The following is a 24960-nucleotide window of genomic DNA, read 5'->3' on the forward strand; positions in this document are numbered from 1 at the left end:
CGACGAACAATTTGCTCCTGCAACTGGTGTCGCGGTTCGTACCCTGCCCGCGACCCCCGATCGCGATCAACCGGTCATGGCCGAAACCGCCTCCCGCGCGACCGCGTCGACCAGTTCCCCGGCAACGCGAACCGCTACCCTTGCGTCGGGGGCCGTCCCGTCCGCACCGATTGCGGCGGCAAGGTCCGCGTTTTGAGCGAAGACCCGTCCACCGACCATCACACAAATCCGGGGATTTCTGGATGACGCCCGCACGCCGCGGACGATCGAAGGCAAGGCGGCGATATGGCAGTCGCACGTGATCGTCAATCCGATCAAGTCGAACGCCTCGGCCCGGACATACCGGAACAATTCATCCGTCGACACTTCGTTGAGCCGATCGGTGAGCCAGCCGTTGGCACTAAACATCTCATCGACCACGACCGTCCCGAAACTATGCTGGTCTCCTTCCAGCGATGCGAACAGCGCGCGGCGGAAGCGATGGTCGTCGTGCACCCCCGTCCGGCTGCTGCCGGAAAGTTCGTGGACCACTTCCTGCAGCCGCCACAATCCCATCGTCACGTCAACGAAGTCACAGCGATCGTCATCCCACAATTCGCCAAGATGCCGTGCGGCGGGCGCGAGCAGGTCGACCAGCAACATTTCATAGGATATTCCGCGGGCGACCAGTCCCTCGACATGCTGAAGCAGTTCGTCTGCTTCGACCTGAAGGGCGAGCGGCGCGAACGCCGCGACTTCTTCTGCCGTAATCATGGAAAGGGGCTCGCCTACGCTCTCGAGGAGCGGCCCACTGGTATGCGCTGCCAACAAGCGTGGGATGATCTCGCCTTCGATCAGGCGGGTAAGGGAACGGGCCTGCTCATTGACGGCCTCGACCTTCCGGTCCGGCATCGTCGCGCCACGCATCATGGCGCTTCGCTTTGGATCGATCCAACCGCAACCACTTCGAAAGAAATGTTCAAGTCCGGTAAGCGAAGTCATCCTGACCCCCTCCGGTCTGGTTGAACATGCGAAGCGGTCGAACGCACCATATTTGGCTGGTCCGGCGAATCGCAGCGTATCCCGATCGAAACGACCTTGCAACGGACAAACGTTGCTGCATCGCAGTATGTGTCGACATTTCTTTACGTCAAGATGTGTTGACACTTTGCAAGGTGCGGCGATAGGTTGCGCAGCGAGAGGCGAGGCAACTATGCGGACAAACAGTCCAGTCCTGGCAAAGACACCGCGGCGGTCCGCGGATGCTCCGCTGTACACGCCCGAGCAGAAGCAACGGCGCGATGCGACCGTCTGGACGATCGTCCAGGCCATCCTGGCACCGCTGCAATTCGCGATCTTCCTGGTGAGCCTTGGGCTCGTCCTCCGATATCTCGCGACCGGCGAAGGCGCACTGGCGGCGACGGTCTCGATCGTGGTCAAGACGCTGACGCTCTATACCATCATGGTCACCGGATCGATCTGGGAGAAGGTCGTGTTCAATCGCTGGCTGTTCGCGCCCGCGTTCTTCTGGGAAGACGTGTTCAGCTTCCTCGTTCTGGCGCTGCACACTGCGTATCTGGTGACGCTGATCGGCGGGCTGGGGACCGAACGCGACCGGATGCTGCTCGCGCTCGCAGCCTATGCGACCTACGCAATCAACGCGACGCAGTTCCTGCTCAAGCTGCGCGCCGCACGTCTGCAGGCGGCGGCTGCGCCCGCGAACCGCAATACGGTGGCAGCGTGAACGCGCTGGCCCCTTGCGTCGCGCCGGACGGCACGGCGGCTGCGCCCATCGCGGGCACGACGATCCTGCGCGAACGCGGGCAGCGCGAGGTGTTCTGCGGGCTCACCGGGATCATCTGGCTCCATCGCAAGATCCAGGATGCGTTCTTCCTCGTCGTGGGGTCGCGCACGTGCGCGCATCTGCTGCAATCCGCGGCCGGGGTGATGGTGTTCGCCGAGCCGCGCTTTGCAACCGCGATCATCGAGGAACGCGATCTTGCCGGCATGGCCGATTGCAACGACGAACTCGACCGAGTCGTCGACCGCCTGTTGCTGCGCCGACCGGACATCAAGCTGCTGTTCCTGGTCGGCTCCTGCCCTTCCGAAGTCATCAAGCTCGATCTCGCGCGCGCTGCGCAGCGGTTGTCGGTCGAGCATGTCGGGCGCACGCGCGTGTTGCACTATTCCGGCAGCGGGATCGAGACGACCTTTACCGAGGGCGAGGACGCGTGCCTCGCCGCACTGGCGCCGGAGCTTGCCGCGACCGCACCCGATGCAGCGCTCGAACTGATGATCGTCGGCGCGCTTCCCGATGTAGTCGAGGATCAGTTCCTCCGGCTGTTCGCGCAAATGGGAATCGCGACCGTCCGGAGTTTCCCTGCGCGCCGCGCGGGCACGATGCCCCCGGTCGGGCCGAACACGCGCTTTTTGCTGGCCCAGCCGTTTCTCGGCGAGACTGCCCGCGCGCTTGCCGATCGCGGCGCGGTCCGGCTGGACGCGCTGTTTCCGTTCGGGGCCGAGGGGACGAGCGACTGGCTTCACGCCGCCGCCCGCGCGTTCGGGATCGACGAGATGCACTTCCGCTCGGTGATCGCGCCGGGCCGCGAACGCGCGCAGCGCGCAATCGCGCACGCGCGGGAACAGCTTGCCGGAAAGAGCATCTTCTTTCTTCCCGATTCGCAGCTCGAACTGCCGCTTGCCCGGTTCCTCGCGCGCGAACTCGGGATGACCCCGCTCGAAGTCGGCACGCCGTATCTCCACCGGGCGCATATGGCGGCAGAGCTGGCGTTGCTCCCCGCCGCTACCGTGATCAGCGAAGGGCAGGACGTCGACCGCCAGCTCGACCGTGTTCGCGCCGCGCGCCCCGACCTGACGGTCTGCGGGCTCGGGCTCGCCAACCCGCTCGAGGCCGAGGGGCTCACGACCAAATGGGCGATCGAACTGGTGTTCTCGCCGATCCACGGGTTCGACCAGGCGGGTGACCTCGCCGATCTGTTCGCGCGGCCGCTGCGGCGGCGCGACGTGCTGAAGGTATAGCCGCGATGCAGCTGACCGTCTGGACCTATGAAGGACCGCCCCACGTCGGCGCGATGCGGATCGCGACCGCGATGAAGGACGTCCATTACGTGCTCCACGCGCCGCAAGGCGACACCTATGCCGACCTGTTGTTCACGATGGTCGAGCGCCGCGACAAACGTCCGCCGGTCACCTTCACGACCTTCCAGGCGCGCGACCTCGGCAAGGATACCGCCGCCCTGTTCCAGACTGCGGTGCAGGACGCGGTCGACCGGTTCGCCCCGAAGGCGTTGCTGGTCGGCGCGTCGTGCACCGCGGAATTGATCCAGGACGATCCCGCCGGGCTAGCCGCGGCGTTGCGGTTGCCGATCCCGGTGATCGCGTTGGAGCTGCCCAGCTATCAACGCAAGGAACATTGGGGCGCGGCGGAGACCTTCTACCAGTTGGTTCGGACGCTGGCAGCGCCGCATCCCGGCGGCGAGGGCGTCGCTTCTCCGGCGCAGGGGGACATGGCGAAGCGCCCCAGCGCCAATATCCTCGGTCCGACCGCGCTCGGGTTCCGGCACCGCGACGACGTGGTCGAGATCACGCGGTTGCTCGGCACCCTCGGGATCGACGTCAACGTCGTCGCGCCGCTGGGGGCGAGGCCGGACGATCTGGCGCGGCTGTCGGCGGCGGATTTCAACATCTGCCTCTATCCCGAAATCGCCGATACCGCGTGCCGCTGGCTCGAACGGACGTTCGGCCAGCCGACCGTCCGCACCGTCCCGATCGGCCACGGCGCGACGCGCGATTTCATCGCCGAGGTCGCTGCGCTCGCGCGCGTCGATCCCGCCGCCGCGCTCGATACCTCGCGGTTGCCGTGGTGGAGCCGGTCGGTCGACTCGACCTACCTGACGGGCAAACGCGTCTTCATCTTCGGCGATGCGACGCATGCGATCGCCGCCGCGCGTGTCGCGCGGGACGAGTTCGGGTTCGAGGTCGTCGGGCTGGGCTGCTACAACCGCGAATTCGCCCGCGACCTCCGCGTCGCCGCGCAGCGCTACGGGCTCGATCCGTTGATCACCGACGATTATCTCGCGGTCGAGCAGGCGATTGCGGCGCTTCAGCCCGAACTCGTGCTGGGCACACAGATGGAGCGCCACATCGCCAAGCGGCTGCGCATTCCGTGCGCGGTGATCTCGGCGCCGGTCCACGTCCAGGATTTCCCCGCACGCTATTCCCCGCAAATGGGGTTCGAGGGCGCCAACGTGCTGTTCGACACCTGGGTCCATCCGCTGGTGATGGGGCTGGAAGAGCATCTGCTGACGATGTTCCGCGACGATTTCGAATTTTCGGACAGCGCCGGGGCGAGTCACCTGGGGCATGGTGCTGCCCCCCTCCCGCAAGCGGGAGCGGCTGGGGGTGCGCCCGCACCCTCGGCGGAAGCTGACGGTGATGCCGCGAGCCCACCCCCGACCCCTCCCGCGAGCGGGCGGGGCGGATGGAGTGCCGAAGCCGAGCGCGAGCTGCTCAAGATCCCGTTCTTTGTCCGCGGCAAGGCGCGGCGCAACACCGAACGCTATGCCGCAGAGCAAGGCATCGCCGCGATCACGCTCGACACGCTCTACGACGCAAAGGCGCATTATGCTCGCTAGCGCACCCTCGCCCGCCCCCATTGGCAGCCCCCCCGTCCGCGTGGTGATCATCACGCTCGACAATCATTTGTCGGGGGCGGTGCAGCGCGCGCAGGTCCGGCTCGCGCGCGAAAATCCTGGAATCACGATCGGCTTCCACGCCGCCGCCGACTGGGAGGAAAAGCCCGCCAGCCTCGATGCGGTCCGCGCCGACATCGCGCGCGGCGACGTGGTGCTGGTGACGATGCTGTTCCTCGAGGATCATATCCGCGCGATCCTGCCGGACCTGCAGGCGCGGCGGGACGCGTGCGACGCGATGATCGCGCTGATGTCGGCGGGCGACGTGGTCAAGCTCACGCGGATGGGCGACTATCGCATGGACAAACCCGCCTCGGGGATGCTCGCGCTGATCAAGAAACTGCGCGGCACCAGCAAGACCGGGGGAAGCTCGGGCGCGGGCCAGATGGCGGTGCTGCGGCGGCTCCCCAAATTGCTCAAGTTCGTTCCGGGCACGGCGCAGGACGTCCGCGCCTATTTCCTGACGATGCAATACTGGCTCGCCGCGTCGGACGACAATGTCGTCGACATGATCCGCGCGCTGGTCGATCGCTACGCCGCCGGGCCGCGTGTCGCCTTGCGCGGGACGATGAAGGCCCACGCCCCGCGCGATTATCCCGAGGTCGGGGTCTATCACCCGGCCCTCCCCCAGCGGATCGCGCCGACCGCGACCGAGCTGCCGCGGCGCCGCGGCGCGAAGGGCACGGTCGGGTTGCTGATGCTCCGCTCCTATGTGCTGGCGAATGACGCCGGCCATTATGACGGCGTGATCGCGGCGCTCGAAGCGCGGGGGCTCGACGTGATCCCGGCGTTTGCGGGCGGGCTCGACGGTCGGCCCGCGATCGAGGCGCTGTTTATGCGCGACGGGGTCGCAACGGTCGATGCGGTGGTAAATCTCACGGGGTTCAGCCTGGTCGGCGGGCCAGCCTATAACGATGCCGCCGCCGCCGAAGCGATTCTCGCGCGGCTCGACCGGCCGTATCTTGCCGCGCACCCGGTCGAATTCCAGACGCTGCAAGCGTGGGGGGCGAACCGGCAGGGGCTGCTTCCGCTCGAATCGACGATGATGATCGCAATTCCGGAGCTCGACGGGGGCACCGTGCCGATGGTATTCGGCGGTCGCTCGGACGGGTCCGATGCGCCCTGTACCGGATGCGCGCGCGGCTGCACCTTCCCCCCGGCGAGCGAGGTCCGCGCGATGCACGCGTGCAGCGACCGCGCCGAAATGCTCGCCGCGCGAGTCGACCGCCTCGTCGCGCTGCGCCACGCGGAGAATGCCGAGAAGCGCGTCGCGATCGTCCTGTTCAACTTCCCGCCCAATGCGGGCGCCGCCGGGACCGCGCAATTCCTCAGCGTCTTCGCCTCGCTCCACGCGACGCTGCACCGGTTGTCGCGGGAGGGGTACCGAGTCGAAATACCCGCCGATGTCGATGCGCTGCGCGAGGCGATCCTCGGCGGCAATGCCGCGCGGTTCGGGAGCGAGGCGAACGTCCACGCGAAGGTCGGCGCGGACACGATCGTCGCGCGCGAGACATGGCTGGCCGAGATCGAAGCAAGCTGGGGACCGGCGCCGGGCAAGCTGCAATCGGACGGCACCTCGGTCCAGATCCTCGGACGGCAATTCGGCAACGTCTTCGTCGGGCTGCAACCCGCGCTTGGATACGAAGGCGATCCGATGCGGCTGCTGTTTGCGGGGCGGTTTGCGCCGACGCATGCCTTTGCCGCCTTCTACCGGTGGTTGCGCGACGATTTCCGCGCGCATGCGGTGCTGCACTTCGGCACGCACGGCAGCCTGGAATTCATGCCGGGCAAGCAAAGCGGGCTGAGCGCATCGTGCTGGCCAGACCGGCTGATCGGCGATTTGCCCAACATCTATCTGTATGCCGCGAACAATCCGTCGGAGGGCGTGCTGGCGAAGCGGCGGTCGGGCGCGACGCTGGTGTCGTACCTGACGCCTGCGCTGACCAATGCGGGAGTCTATAAGGGGCTCGCCGCGCTCAAGGCGTCGATCGAACGGTGGCGCGTGGCGGAGCCGGGCAGCGACGAGGCGCGCGATCTGGCCGAACTGATCCACGATCAGGCGGCCGAACTCGATCTCGATCGGGCGTCTGCGCCGCTGTTGAGCGACGCCGGAAGTACGGAATTCGAGGGCGGCGCGCCGTACCACCCCCCGCAGGACCATGCGGACGCAGGAATCGCGGACCTTGCCGCCAAACTATATGAAATCGAACGCGAACTCATTCCGCAGGGGCTTCACGTCGCGGGCGAAGCGGCGACCCGCGAGGAACGCATCGCAATGCTCGCCGCCGCGTCAGACGCGCGCGGAGAGAAGCTGGCGCATGATATCATCGTCGCGCTGATCGATGGCGCGATCACGCCCGATACGCCGCTTCTGAAGGACATGGCGGCGCTCGACCGCGCGCTGTCGCGCAATGCCGAGATCGACGGGATCGTCGCGGCGCTGGACGCACGCTACATCCACCCGGTTACCGGCGGCGATTTGCTCCGCAGTCCCGAGATCCTGCCGACCGGGCGCAATATCCACGGCTTCGACCCGTTCCGTATCCCTTCGGCCTTCGCAGTCCGCGACGGCGCGGCGCAGGCCCAGCGGTTGATCGAGCGCAGCCTCGCCGATTCGGGGCATCTTCCCGAGACGGTCGCGATGGTGTTGTGGGGCACCGACAATCTCAAGAGCGAGGGCGCGCAGATCGCGCAGGCGCTGGCACTGTTCGGCGCGCGGCCGCGGTTCGACAGCTACAACCGACTGGCAGGGGCGGAACTCGTCCCGCTCGCGGAACTGGGCCGGCCGCGGATCGACGTGGTGGTCACGCTCTCCGGGGTGTTCCGCGATCTGTTGCCGCTCCAGACGCGGATGCTCGCACAGGCCGCGCTGCTTGCGGCGGAGGCGGACGAGCCGGACAGCCACAATTTCGTCCGTCGGCACGCGCGTGCACACGCGACGGCGCAGGGGTGCGACATCGAGACCGCGGCGTTGCGCGTCTTCTCCAATGCCGAGGGGGCTTACGGCGCCAACGTCAATCTGATGATCGACACCGGTGCGTGGACCGACCCGGACGAACTCGCCGACAGTTTCGAGCGGCAAAAGGGATTTGCGTACGGGGTGAAGGGAGCGCCGGTCCGGCAACCGGACGTGCTCAAGGCCGCGCTGCAGACCGTCGATTGCGCGTATCAGAACCTCGAAAGCGTCGAGCTCGGCATCACCAGCATCGATCAATATGTCGATACGCTCGGGGGAATCAGCCGCGCGGTGACGCGCGCGAAGGGCGGGCAGACCGCGCCGGTCTATATTGGCGACCAGACGCAAGGGACGGGCAAGGTCCGCTCGCTCCAGGAGCAGGTCGCGCTCGAAACCCGGACGCGCGTGCTCAACCCGGTGTGGACGGAGGGACTGCTGCGCCACGGTTATGAAGGCGTCCGCCAGATCGAGGGGAGCGTGACCACGACGATGGGCTGGTCGGCAACAACCGGCGAAGTCGATCCGTGGGTCTATCAGCGGATCAGCGAGACCTATGTCCTCGACGCGGCGATGCGCGAACGGATCGCCGCGCTCAACCCCAAGGCCTCCGCGCGCGTCGCCAACCGCCTGATCGAGGCGAGCGAGCGCAACTACTGGTCCCCCGACGCGGCGACGCTCGCCGCACTCCATGCCGCCAGCGACGAACTCGAGGATCGCCTCGAGGGGGTCGTCGCCGTCGCCGCCTGAAGGAAAAGAGAATGGCCCTACTCGACCCCCCCCGCGGACTGGACGGCGAAGGCTCGCTCCAGGTGGCGCTCGATCCCGGTGACCGGATCGGCAACGCCAAGGTGTTCGCGGTCTACGGCAAGGGTGGGATCGGCAAGTCGACCACCTCCTCCAACCTGTCCGCGGCGTTCTCACTGCTCGGCAAGCGCGTGTTGCAGATCGGCTGCGACCCGAAGCACGACAGCACCTTTACGCTGACGAAGAAACTGATGCCGACCGTGATCGACGTGCTCGAGACAGTCGAGTTCCATGCCGAGGAATTGCGCCCCGAGGACTATATGTTCGAGGGGTATAACGGCGTGATGTGCGTCGAGGCGGGGGGGCCGCCGGCGGGCACAGGGTGCGGCGGCTATGTCGTCGGGCAGACCGTCAAACTGCTCAAGCAGCACCATCTGCTCGAGGAAACCGACGTCGTGATCTTCGACGTGCTGGGCGATGTGGTGTGCGGCGGGTTCGCCGCCCCGCTGCAACATGCCGAGCGCGCGGTGGTGGTCGCGGCGAACGATTTCGACAGCATCTTCGCGATGAATCGGATCGTCGCGGCGATCAAGGCGAAGGCGAAGAATTACGACGTGCGGATGGCGGGCGTGATCGCCAACCGCTCCGCCGCGACCGACGAGATCGACCGGTTCAATGCGGCGACCGGGCTCAAACGGCTCGCGCATTTCCCCGATCTCGATGCGATCCGCCGCTCGCGGCTCAAGAAATGCACGTTGTTCGAGATGGACTCGACCCCCGAGGTCGATGCCGCCTGCCTCGAATACAAACGGCTCGCAGCGCAGATGTGGGCGGGTTGCGAGCCGCTGGACGCGCAGCCGATGAAGGATCGCGAGATCTTCGAATTCCTGGGGTTCGAATGATGCGCACGGCGAGCTACACCCACTTCCGCGGCAACCTCGAAACCTATTTCGATCGCACCGCCGCGAAAGCGTGGGAACAGCTCACCTCGGACGCGCCGGTCAGCGGGATCCGGGCGACGGTGCGCGCGGGGCGCACCGAAATGCGCGAGACGTTGCTGTCGTGGTTGCCCGCCGACATGACCGGGCTGCGGCTGCTCGACGCCGGATGCGGAACCGGCGCGTTCGCGGTCGCGGCGGCGGAGCGCGGGGCGGAGGTGGTGGCGATCGACGTCGCGGGGAGCCTCGTCCAGATCGCGCGCGACCGCGCGCCGGCCGGCCTTGCGATCGACTGGCGCGTCGGCGATCTGCTCGACCCGGCGCTCGGGACGTTCGATCACGTCGTCGCGATGGACTCGCTGATCCATTATCCCGCCGCCGATATCGTGAGCGTGGTGCACCATCTCGCCGCGCGCACGCGCGGATCGATCGTCTTCACCTTCGCGCCGCAAACGCCGCTGCTGCTGGCGATGCTCGGGATGGGGCGACTGTTCCCACGCAGCAACCGGTCGCCCGCGATCCTGCCGGTGCGCGACCGATTGCTCCGCACGCGGATCAAGACCGCGCTGCCGACCGCACAGATCGGGCGCGACCGGCGCGTGTCGGCGAGCTTCTATACCAGCCACGCGCTCGAGGTGCTGCCGTGACGCGCGACCTGACCGCGCTCAAGGCGTCGCTGCAACCGCGACCCGCGCGGTTTGGCGCGTTGCGCAGCGGTGCGTTCTGGAACCGGCTGGGCGCGCGTTTCCTGCCGTTCGCGGATGCCGCGACCGTCGAACTGCCGCTCGGGCGGCTGCTGCGGCTGTCGTTGTTCCAGGTTTCGGTCGGGATGGCCGCGGTGCTGCTGACCGGTACGCTCAATCGCGTGATGATCGTCGAACTCGGGATGGCGAGCTGGGCGGTCGGCGCGATGGTGTCGCTGCCGCTGGTGTTCGCGCCGCTGCGCGCGCTGATCGGCTTCAAGTCGGATCATCACCAGTCGCTGCTCGGGTGGAAGCGCGTGCCGTATCTATGGTTCGGCACGTTGCTCCAGTTCGGCGGGTTCGCGCTGCTGCCCTTCGCGTTGCTGGTGATGACCGGGCTGGGGCATGGTCCGCAAATCGTCGGGCAGCTCGGTGCGGGGCTCGCCTTCCTGATGGTCGGCGCGGGGATGCACACGACCCAGACCGCCGGTCTCGCGCTCGCGACCGATCTGGCGCCGCCCGACAGTCGTCCCCGCGTGGTCGCGCTGCTCTATGTGATGCTGCTGGTCGGCATGATGGTCAGCGCGATCGTGATCGGGCGCTTGCTCGACCAGTTCACGCCGACGCATCTCGTCCAGATCGTCCAGGGCGCGGCGGTGCTGACGGTCGTGCTCAACATCACCGCTTTGTGGAAGCAGGAACCGCGCCGCCGCGGCGGCACGGTGACCGAGGAGCGCCCGGCGCGATTCCGCGAGATATGGGCGATCTTCATCGCGCGGCCGCGGACGATGCGGTTGCTGGTCGCGACCGGGATCGGGTCCGCGGCGTTTTCGATGCAGGACGTGCTGCTCGAACCCTATGGCGGCCAGATCCTCGGGCTGTCGGTCGGCGCGACGACGTCACTCACCGCCTTGTGGGCGATCGGGATGTTGAGCGGGTTCGCGCTCGCCGCCCGCGCGCTCGGCAAGGGGGCGGAGCCACACCGGCTCGCAGGCTTCGGCGGAGTCGCGGGGATTGCGGCGTTCCTAAGCGTCATCTTCGCGGCGCCGCTGCACGCCACCGGATTGCTGGCGGTCGGCGCGGCGATCATCGGGTTTGGCGGGGGACTGTTTTCGGTCGGCACGCTCACCGCGGCGATGGCGATTTCGGACGCGAAGGACCTTGGCGGGCGGACCGGCCTCGCGCTTGGCGCCTGGGGTGCGGTGCAGGCGACCTGCGCGGGGACCGCGATCGCGATCGGGGCGATCCTGCGCGACGTCGTCTCCGCCGCCGCGGTAACGCACGCGCTCGGTCCGACGCTTGCCGATCCCGCGACGGGCTATGGCATCGTCTACGGGCTCGAGATCGCGTTGCTGATCGCGACGCTGATCGTGCTCGGACCGCTCGTGCGCCCGGCCACCGACCCGAGCCGAATCCGATTCGGCCAAACGCGCTTCGGCCTCGCCGAATTTCCGGCCTGAACAGGGGAGACAGAGCATGCACCCGACCCTTACCCCCGGCATCGATGTCGCGTTGCTGGTCTTCTATGCGTTCGTCTTGTTCTTCCTGTGCCTCGTCTTCTACCTGCGCCGCGAAGACCGGCGCGAAGGCTATCCGCTCGAACATGAATTCACCGGGCGGCTCGAATCCGAGGGCGGACCGTTCCTGACCGCGCTGCCGAAGACGTTCAAGCTCCCGTTCGATCGCGGGACGGTCACCACGCCGACCAAGGACCGCGAACCCGTCGAGATCGCGGCGCGCTTTACCGATCGCTTCGCGGGTGCGCCTTATGCACCGACCGGCAACCCGCTGATCGACGGGATCGGCCCGGCAGCGTTCGCCAACCGCGCCAACCATCCCGACATCGACCTGGAAGGGCATCCGCGGATCGTCCCGATGGGCACCGCGCTCGATTTCTCGATCGAACGCCGCGACCCCGATCCGCGCGGGATGGCGGTGCTGGGATGTGACGGCGTCGTCGCCGGGACGGTCCAGGAGCTGTGGATCGACCGCGCGGACCGCCTGATCCGGTACCTCGCCGTCGCGCTGGCGTCGGGCAGCGGGACCGTGCTGGTGCCGATGATGATGGTCGATGTCCAGCGCCGCCACGGGCGCGTGGTGTGCGACGCGATCACCGCGGCACAATTTACCGACGCGCCACGGCTGGAAGCCACCGACCGGATCACTTTGTACGAGGAGGATCGCGTGCTCGGCTATTTCGGCGGTGGATATCTCTACGCCACACCCGATCGGCAGGAGCCTTTTCTGTGACCGAGCATGACCATGAACCCATCCCCGGGCTGCCGGGCGTGTTGCCCAAGGACGAGCGCATCCTGTGGCAAGGGGCACCCGACTGGCGGATGCTGGCGCGGACCGCGTATCACACCCGGATCGTCACCGCGTATTTCGTGGTGCTGGCGGGGTGGTCGCTCGGGGGGGCGCTGGGACGCGGGATCGACGGGGTCGGCGAACTTTCGGGCGTTGCGCTGACCGCCGGGTTCGGCCTGATCGCGCTCGGTCTGCTCAACGGGCTCGCCTGGAGTGCCGCCCGCACGACCCTGTACACGCTGACCAACCGGCGGATCGTGTTCCGTGTCGGGATCGCCTTCTCGAAATGCATCAACCTGCCGTTGCGGCTGGTCGACACCGTCGGCCTGGCGGTGCACGCAGACGGATCGGGCGACTTGCCGCTTGCGCTGCGCAGCGACCGCAAGCTCGGCTTCCTCGCGTTATGGCCGCATGTCCGACCGTGGCGGGTCGCCACGCCCGAACCGATGCTGCGCGCGGTCCCCGACGCGCGCCACGTCGCCGCGCTCGTCGCCCGCGCGTGCGTTTCGGTGAATCCGAACGGCGCAATGGCACGCCCATCCGCGGACGCGCCTCGCGAAAAAGCGCTCGGTCAGGCGGTGGCAGCATGACCCGGGCACACCCCGAAGACGTGCCACGCAGCGCGCTGATCCTCGCCGGGACGCTCGTCGCGTTCGCGTTCACGCTCACCGCGGGCATGCGGATCGCGCACGTCGCCCCCGCAGCCTCGCCGGCATTGCTCCGCAGCGCCGAGCATATCGCGCCGGTCCGGTCACGCGATCTGCGCTTCGTCGATCAGGCCGACCGTGGCGTCCGGATCGAGGATGTCGGCACCGGCCGCACCGCCTCGGTGATCGTACCCGGGCAGCAGACCGGCTTCATTCGCGGCGTGATGCGCGGGCTGGCGCGCGAGCGACGGATGCGGGGGATCGGAAGTGCGCCCGCGTTCACGCTGACTCGGTGGCAGGACGGCGAACTGACGCTGACCGATACCGCCACGGGGCGTTCGATCGAGCTCAACGCCTTTGGCACCACGAACCGCGCAGCGTTCGCGGCCTTGCTCGACGAACCGGAGGCGGCACGATGATGCCGTTCCGCCGCACGTCCTTCGACACGCCCTGCCGGATCGAGGTCGAACATAGCGACGAATTCCTGTGTGCGCATGTCGAGCTTGCCGATGGCATTGCGATCAACCCGGGTGACCGGGTGCGCGTCCACGGCGACCCGATCCATGTCGCATTCGGCGAATCGCGGGTGATCGAACGGCTCGCCACCGTTGAGCGGGCGGGCCTGGCCGAGCGGTTGTGGACCCGGCTTTGCGGCCATTTCGAAATGACCGAACTCTACGAAGTCAGCTTTTCGGATCGGAGACTGTCATGAACGCCGTCACCCCGTTCGCCCCCGCCGACACGATGCGGATCGCGCGGCAGGACACCGTCCTGTCCCCGCGCTTCTACACCACCGATTTCGCGGCGATGGACCGGATCGACGTCTCGCCGGTGCGCGCCGAATGGGACCAGCTGATCGCGGAGATGGTCGCCGACCCCAACCGCCGCCACTTCCGCCGTACCGATGCGTTCGACGGCGTGATCGAATCCCTCCCCGCCGGGTTGCGCGAGGAATTCATCGATTTCCTGGTGAGTTCGCTCACCGCCGAATTCTCGGGCTGCATCCTCTACGCCGAGATCCAGAAGCGCGCGCAGAACCCCGACATCAAGGCGCTGTTCAAGCTGATGAGCCGCGACGAAAGCCGCCACGCCGGCTTCATCAACGATACGCTCAAGGACGCCGGGATCGGGGTAAACCTCAGTTTCCTGACCAAGACCAAGAAATACACGTACTTCCGCCCGAAATTCATCTTCTACGCGACGTACCTGTCCGAGAAGATCGGTTACGCGCGGTACATCACGATTTTCCGGCACCTCGCGCAGCATCCGGAATGGCGCTTTCACCCGATCTTCAACTGGTTCGAGGAATGGTGCAACGACGAGTTCCGCCACGGCGAGGCGTTCGCGATCCTGATGCGGACCGATCCCAAGCTGTTGCGCGGGCATAACGTGCTGTGGATCCGGTTCTTTCTCGTTGCGGTGTATACCACCATGTACGTTCGCGACCACAATCGCCCCGCCTTCCACACCGCGCTCGGGATCGACCCGACCGACTATGACCAGCGCGTCTTCACGGTCTGCTCGCAGATCACACGACAGGTTTTCCCGGTCGTGCTCGATACCGACTCCCCCGGGTTCCGCACAGGGCTGGAGCGGATGCGCCGGATCGCCGCGCGGATCGATGCGGCGAAAGCGCAGGGTGGCGTCATCGGCGGGCTCAAGCGGATCGGCCTGATCGGCGCGGCGGGGGTGGCGTTCGCGCGGCTGTACCTGACGCCGGTCCAGCGCAACGCGATCCCCGCCTCGGCGCGGCTGGTCCCGGCCTGGTGAGCATTCCGCCGCTCCTGTTCGCACTCGTCATGTGGTTCATCGGCACCGCAGCGGTGGTGTGGCTCGACAGCCGCCCGCGCGCGACGTTCCGTACCAGCTTCACGCTGGCAGGGATCGTGGCGGCGATCGCGACGGGCGCGGTATATTGGTCCGCCGCCGATGCGACTTGGGGCGGTGCCTATTGCGGTTTCGCAGCCGCGATCCTGATCTGGGGGTGGCACGAAATGGCCTTCCTGATGGGATTCGTTGCCGGGCCCAACCGCTTGCCCTGCCCACCCGGTGCAACCGGCTGGACTCGGCTCAGGAGCGCGACCGCGACGGTCATCCATCACGAGATCGCGATCGCCCTCACTGCGCTGCTGCTGTTCGCGCTAACCTGGGGCGAGCCCAACCAGGCCGCGCCGCTGACCTTCCTTCTGCTGTTCGTCCTGCGGCTGAGCGCCAAGTTCAACCTGTATCTCGGTGTGCCCAACCTCAGCGACGAGGTGTTTCCGGCGCATCTCGCTTATCTCAAGAGCTATTTTCGCAAGCGCGCGGGGAATCCGCTGCTGCCGGCGTCTATATTGGGTTCAGGCGCGCTCGCCGTGTGGACGTGGACGCTCGCCGAAGCCGCGCCCGTGCAGAGCGGCGCTGCGGTGACCGCGACGCTGCTTGCGGGACTGTCCGCCCTTGGGATGGTGGAGCATCTTTTTCTTGTGTTGCCGCTTAGGGATGCCAAACTGTGGCAGTGGGCGTCGGCAAAGACCAAAGCGGCAAAAGCCGCTGCCAACGACTAGAAGCGGGAGGGTATGCAATGGATTACGAGGCATTCTTTCAGGTTCAGCTCGACGTGCTGAAAGAAGACGGGCGCTATCGCAGCTTTGCCGAGCTCGAGCGCCGCGCCGGGCACTTCCCCCGCGCCCGCCATTATGGCGAGGACGGCGTCGACGAGGTCACCGTGTGGTGCTCGAACGACTATCTCGGCATGGGGCAACACCCCAAGGTGCTCGCCGCGATGCATGAGACGCTCGACGTGTGCGGCGCCGGCGCAGGCGGCACGCGCAACATTTCGGGCACGACGCATGCGCATGTGCTGCTCGAAGCCGAGCTTGCCGATCTGCACGGCAAGGAAGCCGCGTTGCTGTTCACGTCCGGCTATGTGTCGAACTGGGCGGCGCTGAGCACGCTCGCCGCGCGGTTGCCCAATTGCGTGGTGTTGTCGGACGAACTCAACCACGCGTCGATGATCGAAGGTATCCGCCATAGCCGCGCGGAGTGCATCCGCTTTGCGCATAACGATCCGGCCGATCTCGATCGACTGCTGTCCCAAATTCCGGCGGACCGACCCAAATTGGTCGCGTTCGAAAGCGTCTATTCGATGGACGGCGACATCGCGCCGATCGCCGAGATCCTCGACGTGTGCGAGCGCCACGGCGCGATGTCCTATCTCGACGAAGTGCACGGCGTCGGGCTGTACGGGCCGCGCGGCGGTGGCGTCGCCGAGCGCGAGGGGCTGATGGCGCGTGTCACGCTGATCGAGGGGACGCTGGGCAAGGCGTTCGGCGTGATGGGCGGCTATATCGCGGGCTCGGCCGCGTTGTGCGACTTCATCCGCAGCTTCGCGAGCGGGTTCATCTTCACGACCGCCCTGCCCCCCGCGCTGGCTGCGGGCGCGACCGCGAGTATCCGCCATCTCAAGCACAGCGCCGTCGAGCGGGCGCAACACCAGGCGCGGGTGGCGCAGGTGCGGCGGCGGCTGGATGCGATCGGCATCCCGACGATCGACAACCCCAGCCATATCATCCCGGTGATGGTCGGCGATGCGCACAAGTGCAAGATGATCAGCGACTGGCTGCTCGAACACCATGGCATCTACGTGCAGCCGATCAACTATCCGACCGTGCCGGTCGGGACCGAGCGGTTGCGGCTGACCCCGTCACCGGTTCATTCGGATGGCGACGTCGACAAGCTGGTGAGTGCGCTATCGGAAATCTGGTCGCAATGCGCGCTGGCCAGGCGGGCGATGGCGGCGTGAGCGCGGGCTGCGCGAAATAGTGGTTACACCCTCCCCGTTCGTTTGGGGGTTCGTTTCGAGCATCGTCGAGAAACCTGGAACCGGGTTTCTCGGCAAGGCTCCGCTCGACGCGAACGAGGGGTAATCGGTTGGACGTGCACGTTCCCACACCCCTGATCATGCCCGGGTTACCGACGAACACAATGTCTGCAGATAGCGTGTTGAAGGGAGCGGTCACCCAGCCGCGTTACTCCGACAGCCCCCGCCGGAACCGCCGCGCGAAAAGCCATGCGCCCCCGAACACCAGCGGCACCGCGGCGACCATCACCCATTCCTTCCAGGCATGCGCCGGGGCGGCAAGATAGCCGATCAGCGCGACCGCGTAATAACTGATCGCGACCACCGACAATCCCTCGACCGTCTGTTGCAGCCGGAATTGCAGCTGCGTCCGCGTGTTCATCGATTCGAGCAAATCGCGATTCTGCTTGGCGAGTGCGATGTCGATCCGTGTGCGAAGCAGTTCGCTGGTCCACGCCGCGCGTTGGGACAAGTCCGCGAGCCGTGCGGAAAAACTGTCGCAGGTCCGCACCGCCGGGGTCAGCCGCCGCTCGGTGAAATCGGCGAGCGTCTGATAGCCAGGGATCCGGCCGATCCCGAGCGTCTCGAGCCGGTCGAGGCTGAGTTGCGCATAGGCTCTGGTCGCGCTCATCCGATAGCGCGTTTCGGCCAGCAGGCGCGCGAGCTCGGCCGAGAGATAGGTCAGTTCGTCGAGCAGGCTGTCGTCCTGCGACACCCGTTCGGACACCGAGGCGGTGAGGCTCGCCAGCCGCGCCTCCAGCCGCGAGACATCGGGGGTCAGGCGCTGCGCGAGCGGCAGGCCCAGGAGCGCCATGTTCCGGTAATTCCCGAGTTCCTGCAGACGGAGCACGAGCTGCGCCGGCTCGTCGCGCAACAGCCCCTGGTCGAGCAACAGCAGCCGCCCGAAGCCATCCGCGTGTAACCGGAAGTCGGACAGGACGCGCGCCTTGCCGTCGCTCACGTCGCACAGGATCAGCGCCTCCGGGACGAACAGCGTGTCGAGCGCCGCTTCGTCGGGCGGATCGGTTCCGCAGGGATAGAAAGCGATCTGCGTCGCGCGGATCACGACGCCGGGCATATCGGCGAGGATCTTCGACGCCGCCGGATCGAACACCCCGCTGGCAAAAGGCTGGTCGAACGGACCTTCCCGGACGAACGTGTAGCTTGCGAACTCGGTGTGCCGCTCGAGCACCAGTTTCATCGCCCCGACGTCGACTACCGCATATTTGGTGGCGGCGGGAAGCGGCACCCCAAGCCGCGCGGCGATCGCCTCAAAATGCGCGCCCGCGCTCGCCGCCCCTGCCTCGCCAAGCACCGTCACCACTTGCATCAGCCGGCACGGCGCGGTGAAGCGCGGCAACCGCCGGACGTGCATTTCCTCCGCCAGCGCCGCGCGCAGCGGGTGGCTGTGCAGGCTCAGCCCATCCATGCGCGCGCGCCCGTCCATTGCGGGCGGCGCACGGTCATTGCCGCCGCGTCATCGCCTGCGGATTGGCCAGCACTGCCGGAACCGCAGCCCCCGCCGCACCACCCTCGGGTGCCGCGGTCGGCACCGGTGGCCCCTTCAATGTCGGGTTGTCCTTGAGCATCGAGTACCCGCCGAGCGGCTTGGACTGCCCCTGGTGGCACGTCTGGCAATTGACCTTATACGGGTCGCCATGCGGTCCCTTGCGATAGGCCGGGAACACCGCGGCGAGCGGGGAGATATAGCCCTCGTTCGCATCGCGGACCATGCGGATCCCGTAATAAGCGGTCGCCCGCTGCGGCCGGCTCAGACTCCACGATCGGAACGACTGGCTGTTGTGGCAATAGGTGCAATTGACGCCGAGCGCGGTGCTCATGTGCATCATCAGACCATAGGACTTTTCCGCTTCCTTGATCGACACGACATGGTTGGGCGACGGATATTGGCTGCTCGCCGCAACGCGGATCTGCGCCTTCCCCGCCAGATAGGTCTGGAACGGATCATAAGGCAGCGAAGCGTAGCCGACACTGACGTTGGGAGAATTCTGCCCATGTTTGTTGCGGACGATCGTATCGGGATCGGCCACGCCTTCGGCAATCGCCCATTTGTACGTCGGCACCGCGTTGCCCCGGTGGCAGGTGTAGCAGGTCACGCCGGTGCCCTTTACGTGGCTCGACCATTTCCCGTTGATCGTCCGGGTCATTTGCAACATCCGCCGCGCGACGACCTTGGTGTATTTTTCGTCCGAGGCCATGTTGTTGGGGTTGTGGCAGTAATTGCACCCCTGCTCAGGCGGCGCGACCCACTGGTTGATCGCGGCCATAAGGTGATTGAACCGCTCTGCCGACACGTCGCCCAGCACCTGGACATTCTGATAGGCCTCCCGCGCGCGCGGCCCGCTGTCGTCGGGAAGCGCATAGGGCGGCGGCGGGATCGCACCGAGCTTCGCGACATGGTCGGGATCGACGATCTGCGCCATTCCGGTCCCGCGAAAGCCGGTCTGTTGCGATTGCTTGGGCCCGAGTTCGCACCCGCCAAGCGCGATGGTTACGGTCACCAGCCCCGTGGCCGCGACTATCCTGCCAAGACCGCTCATTGCGATGCTCCCGGAAGCGTGGCGGGATCGATCACGCCCGGGCCCGGATACGCGGGCGCATAGCCGTGCTGGATCGCCCACAGATACCAATTGTCGACAACGGTGCCGGTCAGCAGGATCCCGATCCCGCCGGTCAGTGTCGTCAGAACCGCGAACCACCATGCCCAGCGATGGATCGATTCGTACGTCGCGTTGAACCCCATGGTCCAGCGCCAGAACAGCGCGGCGCGTTCGGCGGCGGTGCCTCGGTCGGTGATATGCTCGATCTCGCGCTCGCCGCCATAGCGCCCGACCGCGAGGATCGTCGCGCCGTGCATCGCGAACAACAGGGTCGATCCGTAGAGGAACACGATCGAAAGGCAGTGGAACGGATTATAGAAGAGGTTGCCGTAGCGGATCGAGAACGCCGCGGTCCAATCCAGGTGCGGGAAGATCCCGAACGGCACCGCTTCGGCCCAGCTGCCCATCAGCATCGGACGAATGAAGCCCAGGACGAGCATCAACCAGATCGCGCTGGCGAACGCCCATGGGACATGCGTCCCCATCCCCAGCGCCTTGGCGCGGCGGAAAGTGCGCAGCCACCATAACAGCACCGACGCGCTCATGCTGAACCCGGCGATCTGCCACCAGCCGCCCTTGGCCAGCGGCACGAACAGCTGGAAGCCATATTCCGGCCCCGGCGGTTCCAGCGCCAGCCACGGCAGTTGCCGCGCGAACTGGACCGGATCCCACCCGACCGACGCCCACATGTTGAGCCCGACCACCTCGAACGCGAGGAACCCGAAGAACAGCGACAATATGCCGAGCCCGCCCAGATAGATCGGGCCGATCTGCGCATTGCCGATCTTGCCGATCCAGTAGGAGAAGCCTGGCTTGCCGAGCCGCGGAAAGTCATAGGGCCCGAGCAGCGGGCCCATTTCCGGTGCCCCGCGCAATTGCACCTGCGTGAAGATGTTCTGATAGCGTGCCATCGTCTTTCCCCCTCACGACCAGATCGGCAGGTTGAGCCACCAGCTCCACCATTCTGGCCACCCGCGAGCCCACAACGGCCCCGAGATGATGATGCAGATCGCGCTCCAGAACCCCGCACTCAGCGCGAGGAACAGCCCGAGCCGGTGGATCCCCAGCGTCCCGATCGAATAGCCGATCGTGTCGCGGAAGAAGGCGTCCTCATATTCGGGCGACTTGACCTCGCCTTGCGTCCCGTCCGGGTTCTTTGCGGGGTTGACCGCGGACAACACCAACCCGCCATGCAGCGCGAGCGCGAGCGTGGTGGTGAAGAAGAAGCTCACCGCGAGCATGTGCGCGGGATTGTAATGGAAATGGAGATATTGGTAGCCGGTGTTCGACACCCAATCGAGATGGCTGAAAATCCCGTACGGAAAGCCGAAGCCCCACGCCCCGAGCAGCCACGGGCGGATCACCACCAGCGAGACATAGGCGAAGATCGCCACGCCGAAAGCGATCGGCACATGATAGCCGATCCCGAGCTTTCGACAGATCTCGACTTCGCGCAGCGCCCAGGACACGAACGACCCGACCGCGCAGATCGTGATGATCTGCCAGAACCCGCCTTCGCGCAGCGGCGCCAGCGACAAGCCATAGGACAGGTCTGGCGGCGCGATGCTGATCAGCCAGATGTTCCACGTCGGCCCGAGCGACGCGGCATAGACGATCAACGCCGTGCCAAGCCCCGCGAACAGCGCGGTCGTCACGCCGAAGAAGCCCACGTAAAACGGCCCGACCCAGAAATCGAAAAGATCGCCGCCGAGCAACGTGCCTCCTCGGACACGGTATTTCCGTTCGAAACTCAGCAACGCCATGACGACTTCCTCCTCCCCCGGAAGGTCGCGGACGGCCCAGACCCGGGTTTACAGTCTTTGCGGTTCGCTGCGACGGGAACGGATATTCCGCACCCGCCGCACCGAGTGTCTGCGTTTCACTGCGCCGGCGGCGCCGCTGGCGCGGTTGCCACCGCCTGCGCGTGATGCGGACCGTCGAGCCAATTGAACCGGTCGGTGCTGAGCAGGATGAAGTGGATCAACAATGCCAGCACGAACAGGAACGCGAACAGCGCGACGAGCGTCCGTCGCGGATCGAAGATGAGCCAAATTCTCCACATGGTGGAAGTCTCCCTTTTATCTGTATCAGGCGATCACTGGATCCACGGTTTCCACATCCACACCAGAATGTGCGCGACGATCGCAACCGCCGTGAACAGGGCGAAGCTGGTGATGAAGATCTTGTGGAACTCCCTCGCCTCTTCAGGGGTCAGGTAGGTTCCCGGACCGAATCTCTCGTCTCTCTTGTCGCTCATTGTTCCGCCTCCATCGTGACGACCAATATCAGGAGCGTCGGATGCGCTCCCCGGCTGCATCCGCGCGGCGTTGCACCGTGGGGATCTGGGGTCCGCGTTGCCGCGGCAGGGAGCGCGCGCGGAGTCATCCGCCGCGGCTCTCGAGAAGGGCGTGCGCAAGGCGAGTCGGGGTGACCGATTCCTCGCCTGCACGGCGGGCGCCACGTTCCGCGGCATCGCGAATGCGTTTGGCGGCGGAGATCCGGACCAGCACCGGCTCCCGCTCGACCGCTGCGTCGAGCGCCGCCTTGGCGGCGTCCTCCCAGGCGACCGCGCGATCAACCCGTGCCGGTGTCGGATCGACCTGATCGAGCTGCCCAGCGAGCGGAAGGATATGGAAAAGCGCGTCGAACAACGCGTTGCACACTTCCTGGATCAGATAGGTCGCACCGGCATAGCCCATGAACGGGGTGCCGGTATGGCGGCGGATCACCGCGCCGGGGAAGCTTGCGGGAATATAGACCCCGCGCGCACCCGCTTCGGCCATGTACATCCGCTCGTTGAAGCTGCCGAACACGATCAGCGGCGGATTTGTGCGGATCGCGTCGATCACCGCCTGATTATCGGGCTTCACGCCCGCCGACCGAGCGAAAGCGAAATGACATGGCAGCCCCATGTCGGTTTCGAGGAAGTTCCGGATTCCCCGCGCGTAGGTTTCGGTCGCGACGATGCCGAAGCTCGCGGTGCCGAAGAAGTCCTGCGTGACCGAGCGCCACAGGTCCCATAGCGGCTTGATCGTGGTGTGCTTCTCGCGTTCGATGAACGGCTCGGGATCGAGACCGAGCAGATCGCCGAGCGTGCGCAGGAACAGGGTCGTGCTCTCCAGCCCGATCGGTGCCTGCAGATACGGCCGCTCCAGCACCTCGCACAGGCCGCGCCCGAATTCGCGGTACATGCAGACGTTGACCTGCGCGTCGGCGAGTTTGCGGACATCGGCGAGATGGCTGCCGAGCGGGAAGACCATGCCCACTTGCGCGCCGATCCCCTCGATCAGGCGGCGGATCTCCGCAAGATCGGAGGGCATGTTGAAGCTGCCGTACATCGGCCCGATGATGTTGACCCTGGGACGCTCACCCGGTTTGAGCGGACGCGGCGCCGGGACCTTCTTCGGCCCGAACTGAGTCCACAGCCAGGTCAGCGCGCGGTCCCCCGACTGCCACTGGTCCTCGTCGATCGTGCGCGGCAGGAAGCGCTGGATATTGGTGCCTTCGGGGGTGACGCCGCCGCCGATCATCTCGGCGATCGAGCCGGTCACCACCACCGCGGGCAGATCCGGGTCGAGCGTCGCCCAGGCGCGCTTCATCGCGCCTTCGGTCCCGTCGCGCCCGAGTTCCTGTTCGCCGAGCCCGGTGACGACGATCGGCAATTCATGCGGCGGCAGCGCATCGGTATAATGGAGCACCGAGGTGACGGGGAGGTTCTCGCACCCGACCGGGCCGTCGATGATGACCTGCAACCCTTTGATCGCGGTGAAGGCGTAGACCGCGCCCCAATAGCCGCCTGCGCGGTCGTGATCGAGGATGAGGGTCATCGGATCGCCCCCGTTGCGTGCGCTGCAAAGCGAGCTGGACTCGCGCAAAGACGCAAAGACGCGAAGCAAGATATCTTCCTAGGAAGCACGGCGTCGACGTTCGGCGTCCGCCCGCTTTGCGCCTTTGCGCCTTTGCGTGAGGCCAACTTGCTGCAAGCGCTGCTACGCGCGGTAGGAAAACCGCTCATGACCCAACGCTTTCTTCGGCCTTGGCCGCGGCGATGCGTTTGGCGGCGTATTTCGCCTTGAACTCGGGCCGGTCGACTGGCGTGTCTTCCCACACGCCAGCCGTCGCACCTACGCCCACGCCCTCGAAGAACGCCGTCATCTTGTCGAAGCGCGCCTGATTGGCGAGCGCCGCGTTGACGACCATCGCAAGGCTCCCCGCCCCCGCCGGGCCCATCAGCGGGCGCGCCGAGATGAGGTTGGTGAAATACAGCGCCGGGATCGATTTCTGCTTGGCGTGTTGGACCACCGGGGTCGTGCCGATCGCCAGATCCGGGCCGAAGGCATCGACCGCGGCGAGATCCTGCTCGAGGCTCGCGCGATACTGGACCTGGACGCCGCGGCCGACCAGCCAGTCGCGGTCGGGTTCGGACCAGGGGGTGCGCGGGCAGGCGGTGCCGACATAGGGCACGTCCGCGCCGCTTTCGATCAACAGCCGCGCGACCAGCAGTTCGGAACCTTCATACCCCGAGACGGTGATCCGCCCGGCGATCGGCTTGGCCGCAAGCGCGCCGCGAATGGCGGGGAGGAAGCGATTCTTCGCCGCATCGACCTTGTCCTGCGCGATGCCACAGGCCGCGCCGATCGCGTCGAGCCACGCCGCGGTCCCGTCCGCGCCGACCGGCGCCGAGCCGACGACCGTGCGCCCCGCCGCCTCGAATTCGCGGACGCTCGCGGTGTAAAAGGGGTGGATCGCCGCGACGACGGCGCCGTCGAGCGCGGCATACAGCTCGCGCCATTCCCGCGTGGGGACGACCGGACCGGCCGCAAGGCCCAGCGGTTCGAGCAATAGCCCGATTCCTGGCGGGTCAGCCGGAAACATCTCGCCCAGGAGAGTCACGGTCGGCCGGTCCGGTCGTTGCTTGGGCGCAGCGACGGGGCCGAGCTCGGCCTCCTTGCGCGCATAGGCGAGCATTGCGCCCGCCAGGACATCCTTTGCCTCGGCATGCGTCGGCACGCCAAATCCGGGGACATCGATTCCGATGATCCGCACCCCGTTGATCTGGTCGGGAAGCAATTGCAGCGGCACGCCTGAGGCGGTTGGGACGCAGAGGTTGGTGACGATGATCGTGTCGTACAGCGCCGGGTCGGCCAGTTGGTGGACGGCATCGCGGATGTCTTCGAACAATTTCCCCGTCACCAGCGTCTCGGACGAGAAGGGGACGTAGCCGACGCTGCGTTTGGCGCCGTAGAAATGCGAAGTGAAGGTCAGGCCGTACACGCAGCAGGCCGAACCGGAGAGGACGGTCGCGGTGCGGCGCATGCGGAGTCCGACGCGGAGGGAGCCGAAAGCGGGGCACATGGATTGCGGTTGGTCGTGAGGACCTTTGGGGTAATCGGCGTCGTAGCGGGCTAGGATATCGGATTTTCCAGCGAGCTCGGCGGCTTCGCGGAGGGTGGTGCCGTTCGAACACGCAAGCCCCTCCTCTTCAGGGGAGGGGTTGGGGTGGGGCAGTCCAGCAGACACACCGCCGGAAGC

General features: G+C 66.6%; 23 protein-coding genes. 14 read left to right on the forward strand and 9 right to left on the reverse strand.

Going from position 1 to position 24960, the window contains the following annotated elements; translation table 11 throughout:
- Window positions 1–66 precede the first annotated feature (66 nt).
- Entirely contained in the window at window positions 67–909 is an 843-nt protein-coding gene (locus QBJ92_RS00820) for a cobalamin B12-binding domain-containing protein (protein WP_277967767.1), read from the reverse strand.
- A 283-nt stretch (window positions 910–1192) separates the two neighbouring features.
- On the opposite strand from QBJ92_RS00820, the gene bchF reads away from it, so the two are divergent.
- Genes bchF through hemA form a run of 14 tightly spaced genes read left to right on the forward strand, consistent with a single transcriptional unit; the run spans window position 1193 to window position 16750 of the window.
- Window positions 1193–1723 (forward strand): 2-vinyl bacteriochlorophyllide hydratase, encoded by a 531-nt coding sequence (gene bchF, locus QBJ92_RS00825; protein WP_277967768.1) that lies wholly within the window; start codon window positions 1193–1195, stop codon window positions 1721–1723.
- Window positions 1720–3018, forward strand: a complete 1299-nt coding sequence (locus QBJ92_RS00830) for a ferredoxin:protochlorophyllide reductase (ATP-dependent) subunit N (protein WP_431358344.1) — start codon at window positions 1720–1722, stop codon at window positions 3016–3018. Before bchF ends, QBJ92_RS00830 begins: the two co-directional genes overlap by 4 nt.
- A 5-nt stretch (window positions 3019–3023) precedes the next feature.
- Window positions 3024–4634, forward strand: coding sequence for a ferredoxin:protochlorophyllide reductase (ATP-dependent) subunit B (gene bchB / locus QBJ92_RS00835; RefSeq protein WP_277967769.1), 1611 nt, complete (start codon window positions 3024–3026; stop codon window positions 4632–4634).
- Window positions 4624–8394: a magnesium chelatase subunit H gene (locus QBJ92_RS00840; RefSeq protein ID WP_277967770.1), complete on the forward strand. Its 3771-nt coding sequence runs from the start codon at window positions 4624–4626 to the stop codon at window positions 8392–8394. Before bchB ends, QBJ92_RS00840 begins: the two co-directional genes overlap by 11 nt.
- 11 nt (window positions 8395–8405) lie before the next feature.
- A complete protein-coding gene (gene bchL, locus QBJ92_RS00845; protein WP_277967771.1) occupies window positions 8406–9293 on the forward strand; it encodes a ferredoxin:protochlorophyllide reductase (ATP-dependent) iron-sulfur ATP-binding protein in 888 nt (295 codons plus the stop codon).
- Complete coding sequence (gene bchM, locus QBJ92_RS00850) at window positions 9293–9976, forward strand: magnesium protoporphyrin IX methyltransferase (RefSeq protein WP_277967961.1); 684 nt, start codon at window positions 9293–9295, stop codon at window positions 9974–9976. Before bchL ends, bchM begins: the two co-directional genes overlap by 1 nt.
- Window positions 9973–11472 carry a BCD family MFS transporter gene (locus QBJ92_RS00855; RefSeq protein WP_277967772.1) on the forward strand — a complete coding sequence of 500 codons (1500 nt, stop codon included), beginning with the start codon at window positions 9973–9975 and terminating at the stop codon, window positions 11470–11472. Before bchM ends, QBJ92_RS00855 begins: the two co-directional genes overlap by 4 nt.
- Window positions 11473–11488: 16 nt before the next feature.
- Window positions 11489–12262, forward strand: a complete 774-nt coding sequence (gene puhA, locus QBJ92_RS00860; protein WP_277967773.1) for a photosynthetic reaction center subunit H — start codon at window positions 11489–11491, stop codon at window positions 12260–12262.
- A complete protein-coding gene (gene puhB, locus QBJ92_RS00865; RefSeq protein ID WP_277967774.1) occupies window positions 12259–12909 on the forward strand; it encodes a photosynthetic complex putative assembly protein PuhB in 651 nt (216 codons plus the stop codon). Before puhA ends, puhB begins: the two co-directional genes overlap by 4 nt.
- Complete coding sequence (puhC, locus tag QBJ92_RS00870; protein ID WP_277967775.1) at window positions 12906–13385, forward strand: photosynthetic complex assembly protein PuhC; 480 nt, start codon at window positions 12906–12908, stop codon at window positions 13383–13385. The genes puhB and puhC overlap by 4 nt, the downstream gene beginning before the upstream one ends.
- Window positions 13382–13678, forward strand: a complete 297-nt coding sequence (locus QBJ92_RS00875; protein WP_277967776.1) for a hypothetical protein — start codon at window positions 13382–13384, stop codon at window positions 13676–13678. The genes puhC and QBJ92_RS00875 overlap by 4 nt, the downstream gene beginning before the upstream one ends.
- On the forward strand, window positions 13675–14736 hold the full coding sequence (gene acsF / locus QBJ92_RS00880) for a magnesium-protoporphyrin IX monomethyl ester (oxidative) cyclase (protein WP_277967777.1): 1062 nt from the start codon (window positions 13675–13677) through the stop codon (window positions 14734–14736). The genes QBJ92_RS00875 and acsF overlap by 4 nt, the downstream gene beginning before the upstream one ends.
- Window positions 14733–15512, forward strand: coding sequence for a putative photosynthetic complex assembly protein PuhE (gene puhE, locus QBJ92_RS00885; RefSeq protein ID WP_277967778.1), 780 nt, complete (start codon window positions 14733–14735; stop codon window positions 15510–15512). Before acsF ends, puhE begins: the two co-directional genes overlap by 4 nt.
- Before the next feature lie 17 nt (window positions 15513–15529).
- Window positions 15530–16750, forward strand: coding sequence for a 5-aminolevulinate synthase (gene hemA, locus QBJ92_RS00890; protein WP_277967779.1), 1221 nt, complete (start codon window positions 15530–15532; stop codon window positions 16748–16750).
- A 226-nt stretch (window positions 16751–16976) separates the two neighbouring features.
- On the opposite strand, the gene QBJ92_RS00895 is transcribed toward hemA, so the two are convergent.
- The 8 genes from QBJ92_RS00895 to bchY form a co-directional block, all read right to left on the reverse strand.
- Window positions 16977–18236: a DUF3422 family protein gene (locus tag QBJ92_RS00895; RefSeq protein WP_277967780.1), complete on the reverse strand. Its 1260-nt coding sequence runs from the start codon at window positions 18234–18236 to the stop codon at window positions 16977–16979.
- A gap of 34 nt (window positions 18237–18270) precedes the next feature.
- Window positions 18271–19368 carry a photosynthetic reaction center cytochrome PufC gene (gene pufC, locus QBJ92_RS00900; RefSeq protein ID WP_277967781.1) on the reverse strand — a complete coding sequence of 366 codons (1098 nt, stop codon included), beginning with the start codon at window positions 19366–19368 and terminating at the stop codon, window positions 18271–18273.
- Window positions 19365–20339, reverse strand: coding sequence for a photosynthetic reaction center subunit M (pufM, locus tag QBJ92_RS00905; RefSeq protein WP_277967782.1), 975 nt, complete (start codon window positions 20337–20339; stop codon window positions 19365–19367). Before pufM ends, pufC begins: the two co-directional genes overlap by 4 nt.
- A 12-nt stretch (window positions 20340–20351) precedes the next feature.
- Entirely contained in the window at window positions 20352–21191 is an 840-nt protein-coding gene (gene pufL, locus QBJ92_RS00910; RefSeq protein ID WP_277967783.1) for a photosynthetic reaction center subunit L, read from the reverse strand.
- Window positions 21192–21307: 116 nt separating this feature from the next.
- Window positions 21308–21490, reverse strand: a complete 183-nt coding sequence (gene pufA / locus QBJ92_RS00915) for a light-harvesting antenna LH1, alpha subunit (protein WP_277967784.1) — start codon at window positions 21488–21490, stop codon at window positions 21308–21310.
- A 33-nt stretch (window positions 21491–21523) separates the two neighbouring features.
- The gene (gene pufB / locus QBJ92_RS00920) at window positions 21524–21685 is read right to left on the reverse strand and encodes a light-harvesting antenna LH1, beta subunit (RefSeq protein ID WP_277967785.1); all 162 of its coding nucleotides are present in this window, start codon (window positions 21683–21685) and stop codon (window positions 21524–21526) included.
- 124 nt (window positions 21686–21809) lie between these two features.
- A complete protein-coding gene (bchZ, locus tag QBJ92_RS00925) occupies window positions 21810–23255 on the reverse strand; it encodes a chlorophyllide a reductase subunit Z (protein WP_277967786.1) in 1446 nt (481 codons plus the stop codon).
- 184 nt (window positions 23256–23439) lie between these two features.
- Window positions 23440–24936 carry a chlorophyllide a reductase subunit Y gene (bchY, locus tag QBJ92_RS00930; protein ID WP_277967962.1) on the reverse strand — a complete coding sequence of 499 codons (1497 nt, stop codon included), beginning with the start codon at window positions 24934–24936 and terminating at the stop codon, window positions 23440–23442.
- Between the last annotated feature and the right edge of the window lie 24 nt (window positions 24937–24960).

The sequence above is a fragment of the Sphingomonas echinoides genome (assembly GCF_029623395.1).
In the GTDB taxonomy this organism is placed as follows: Bacteria; Pseudomonadota; Alphaproteobacteria; order Sphingomonadales; family Sphingomonadaceae; genus Sphingomonas; species Sphingomonas echinoides_A.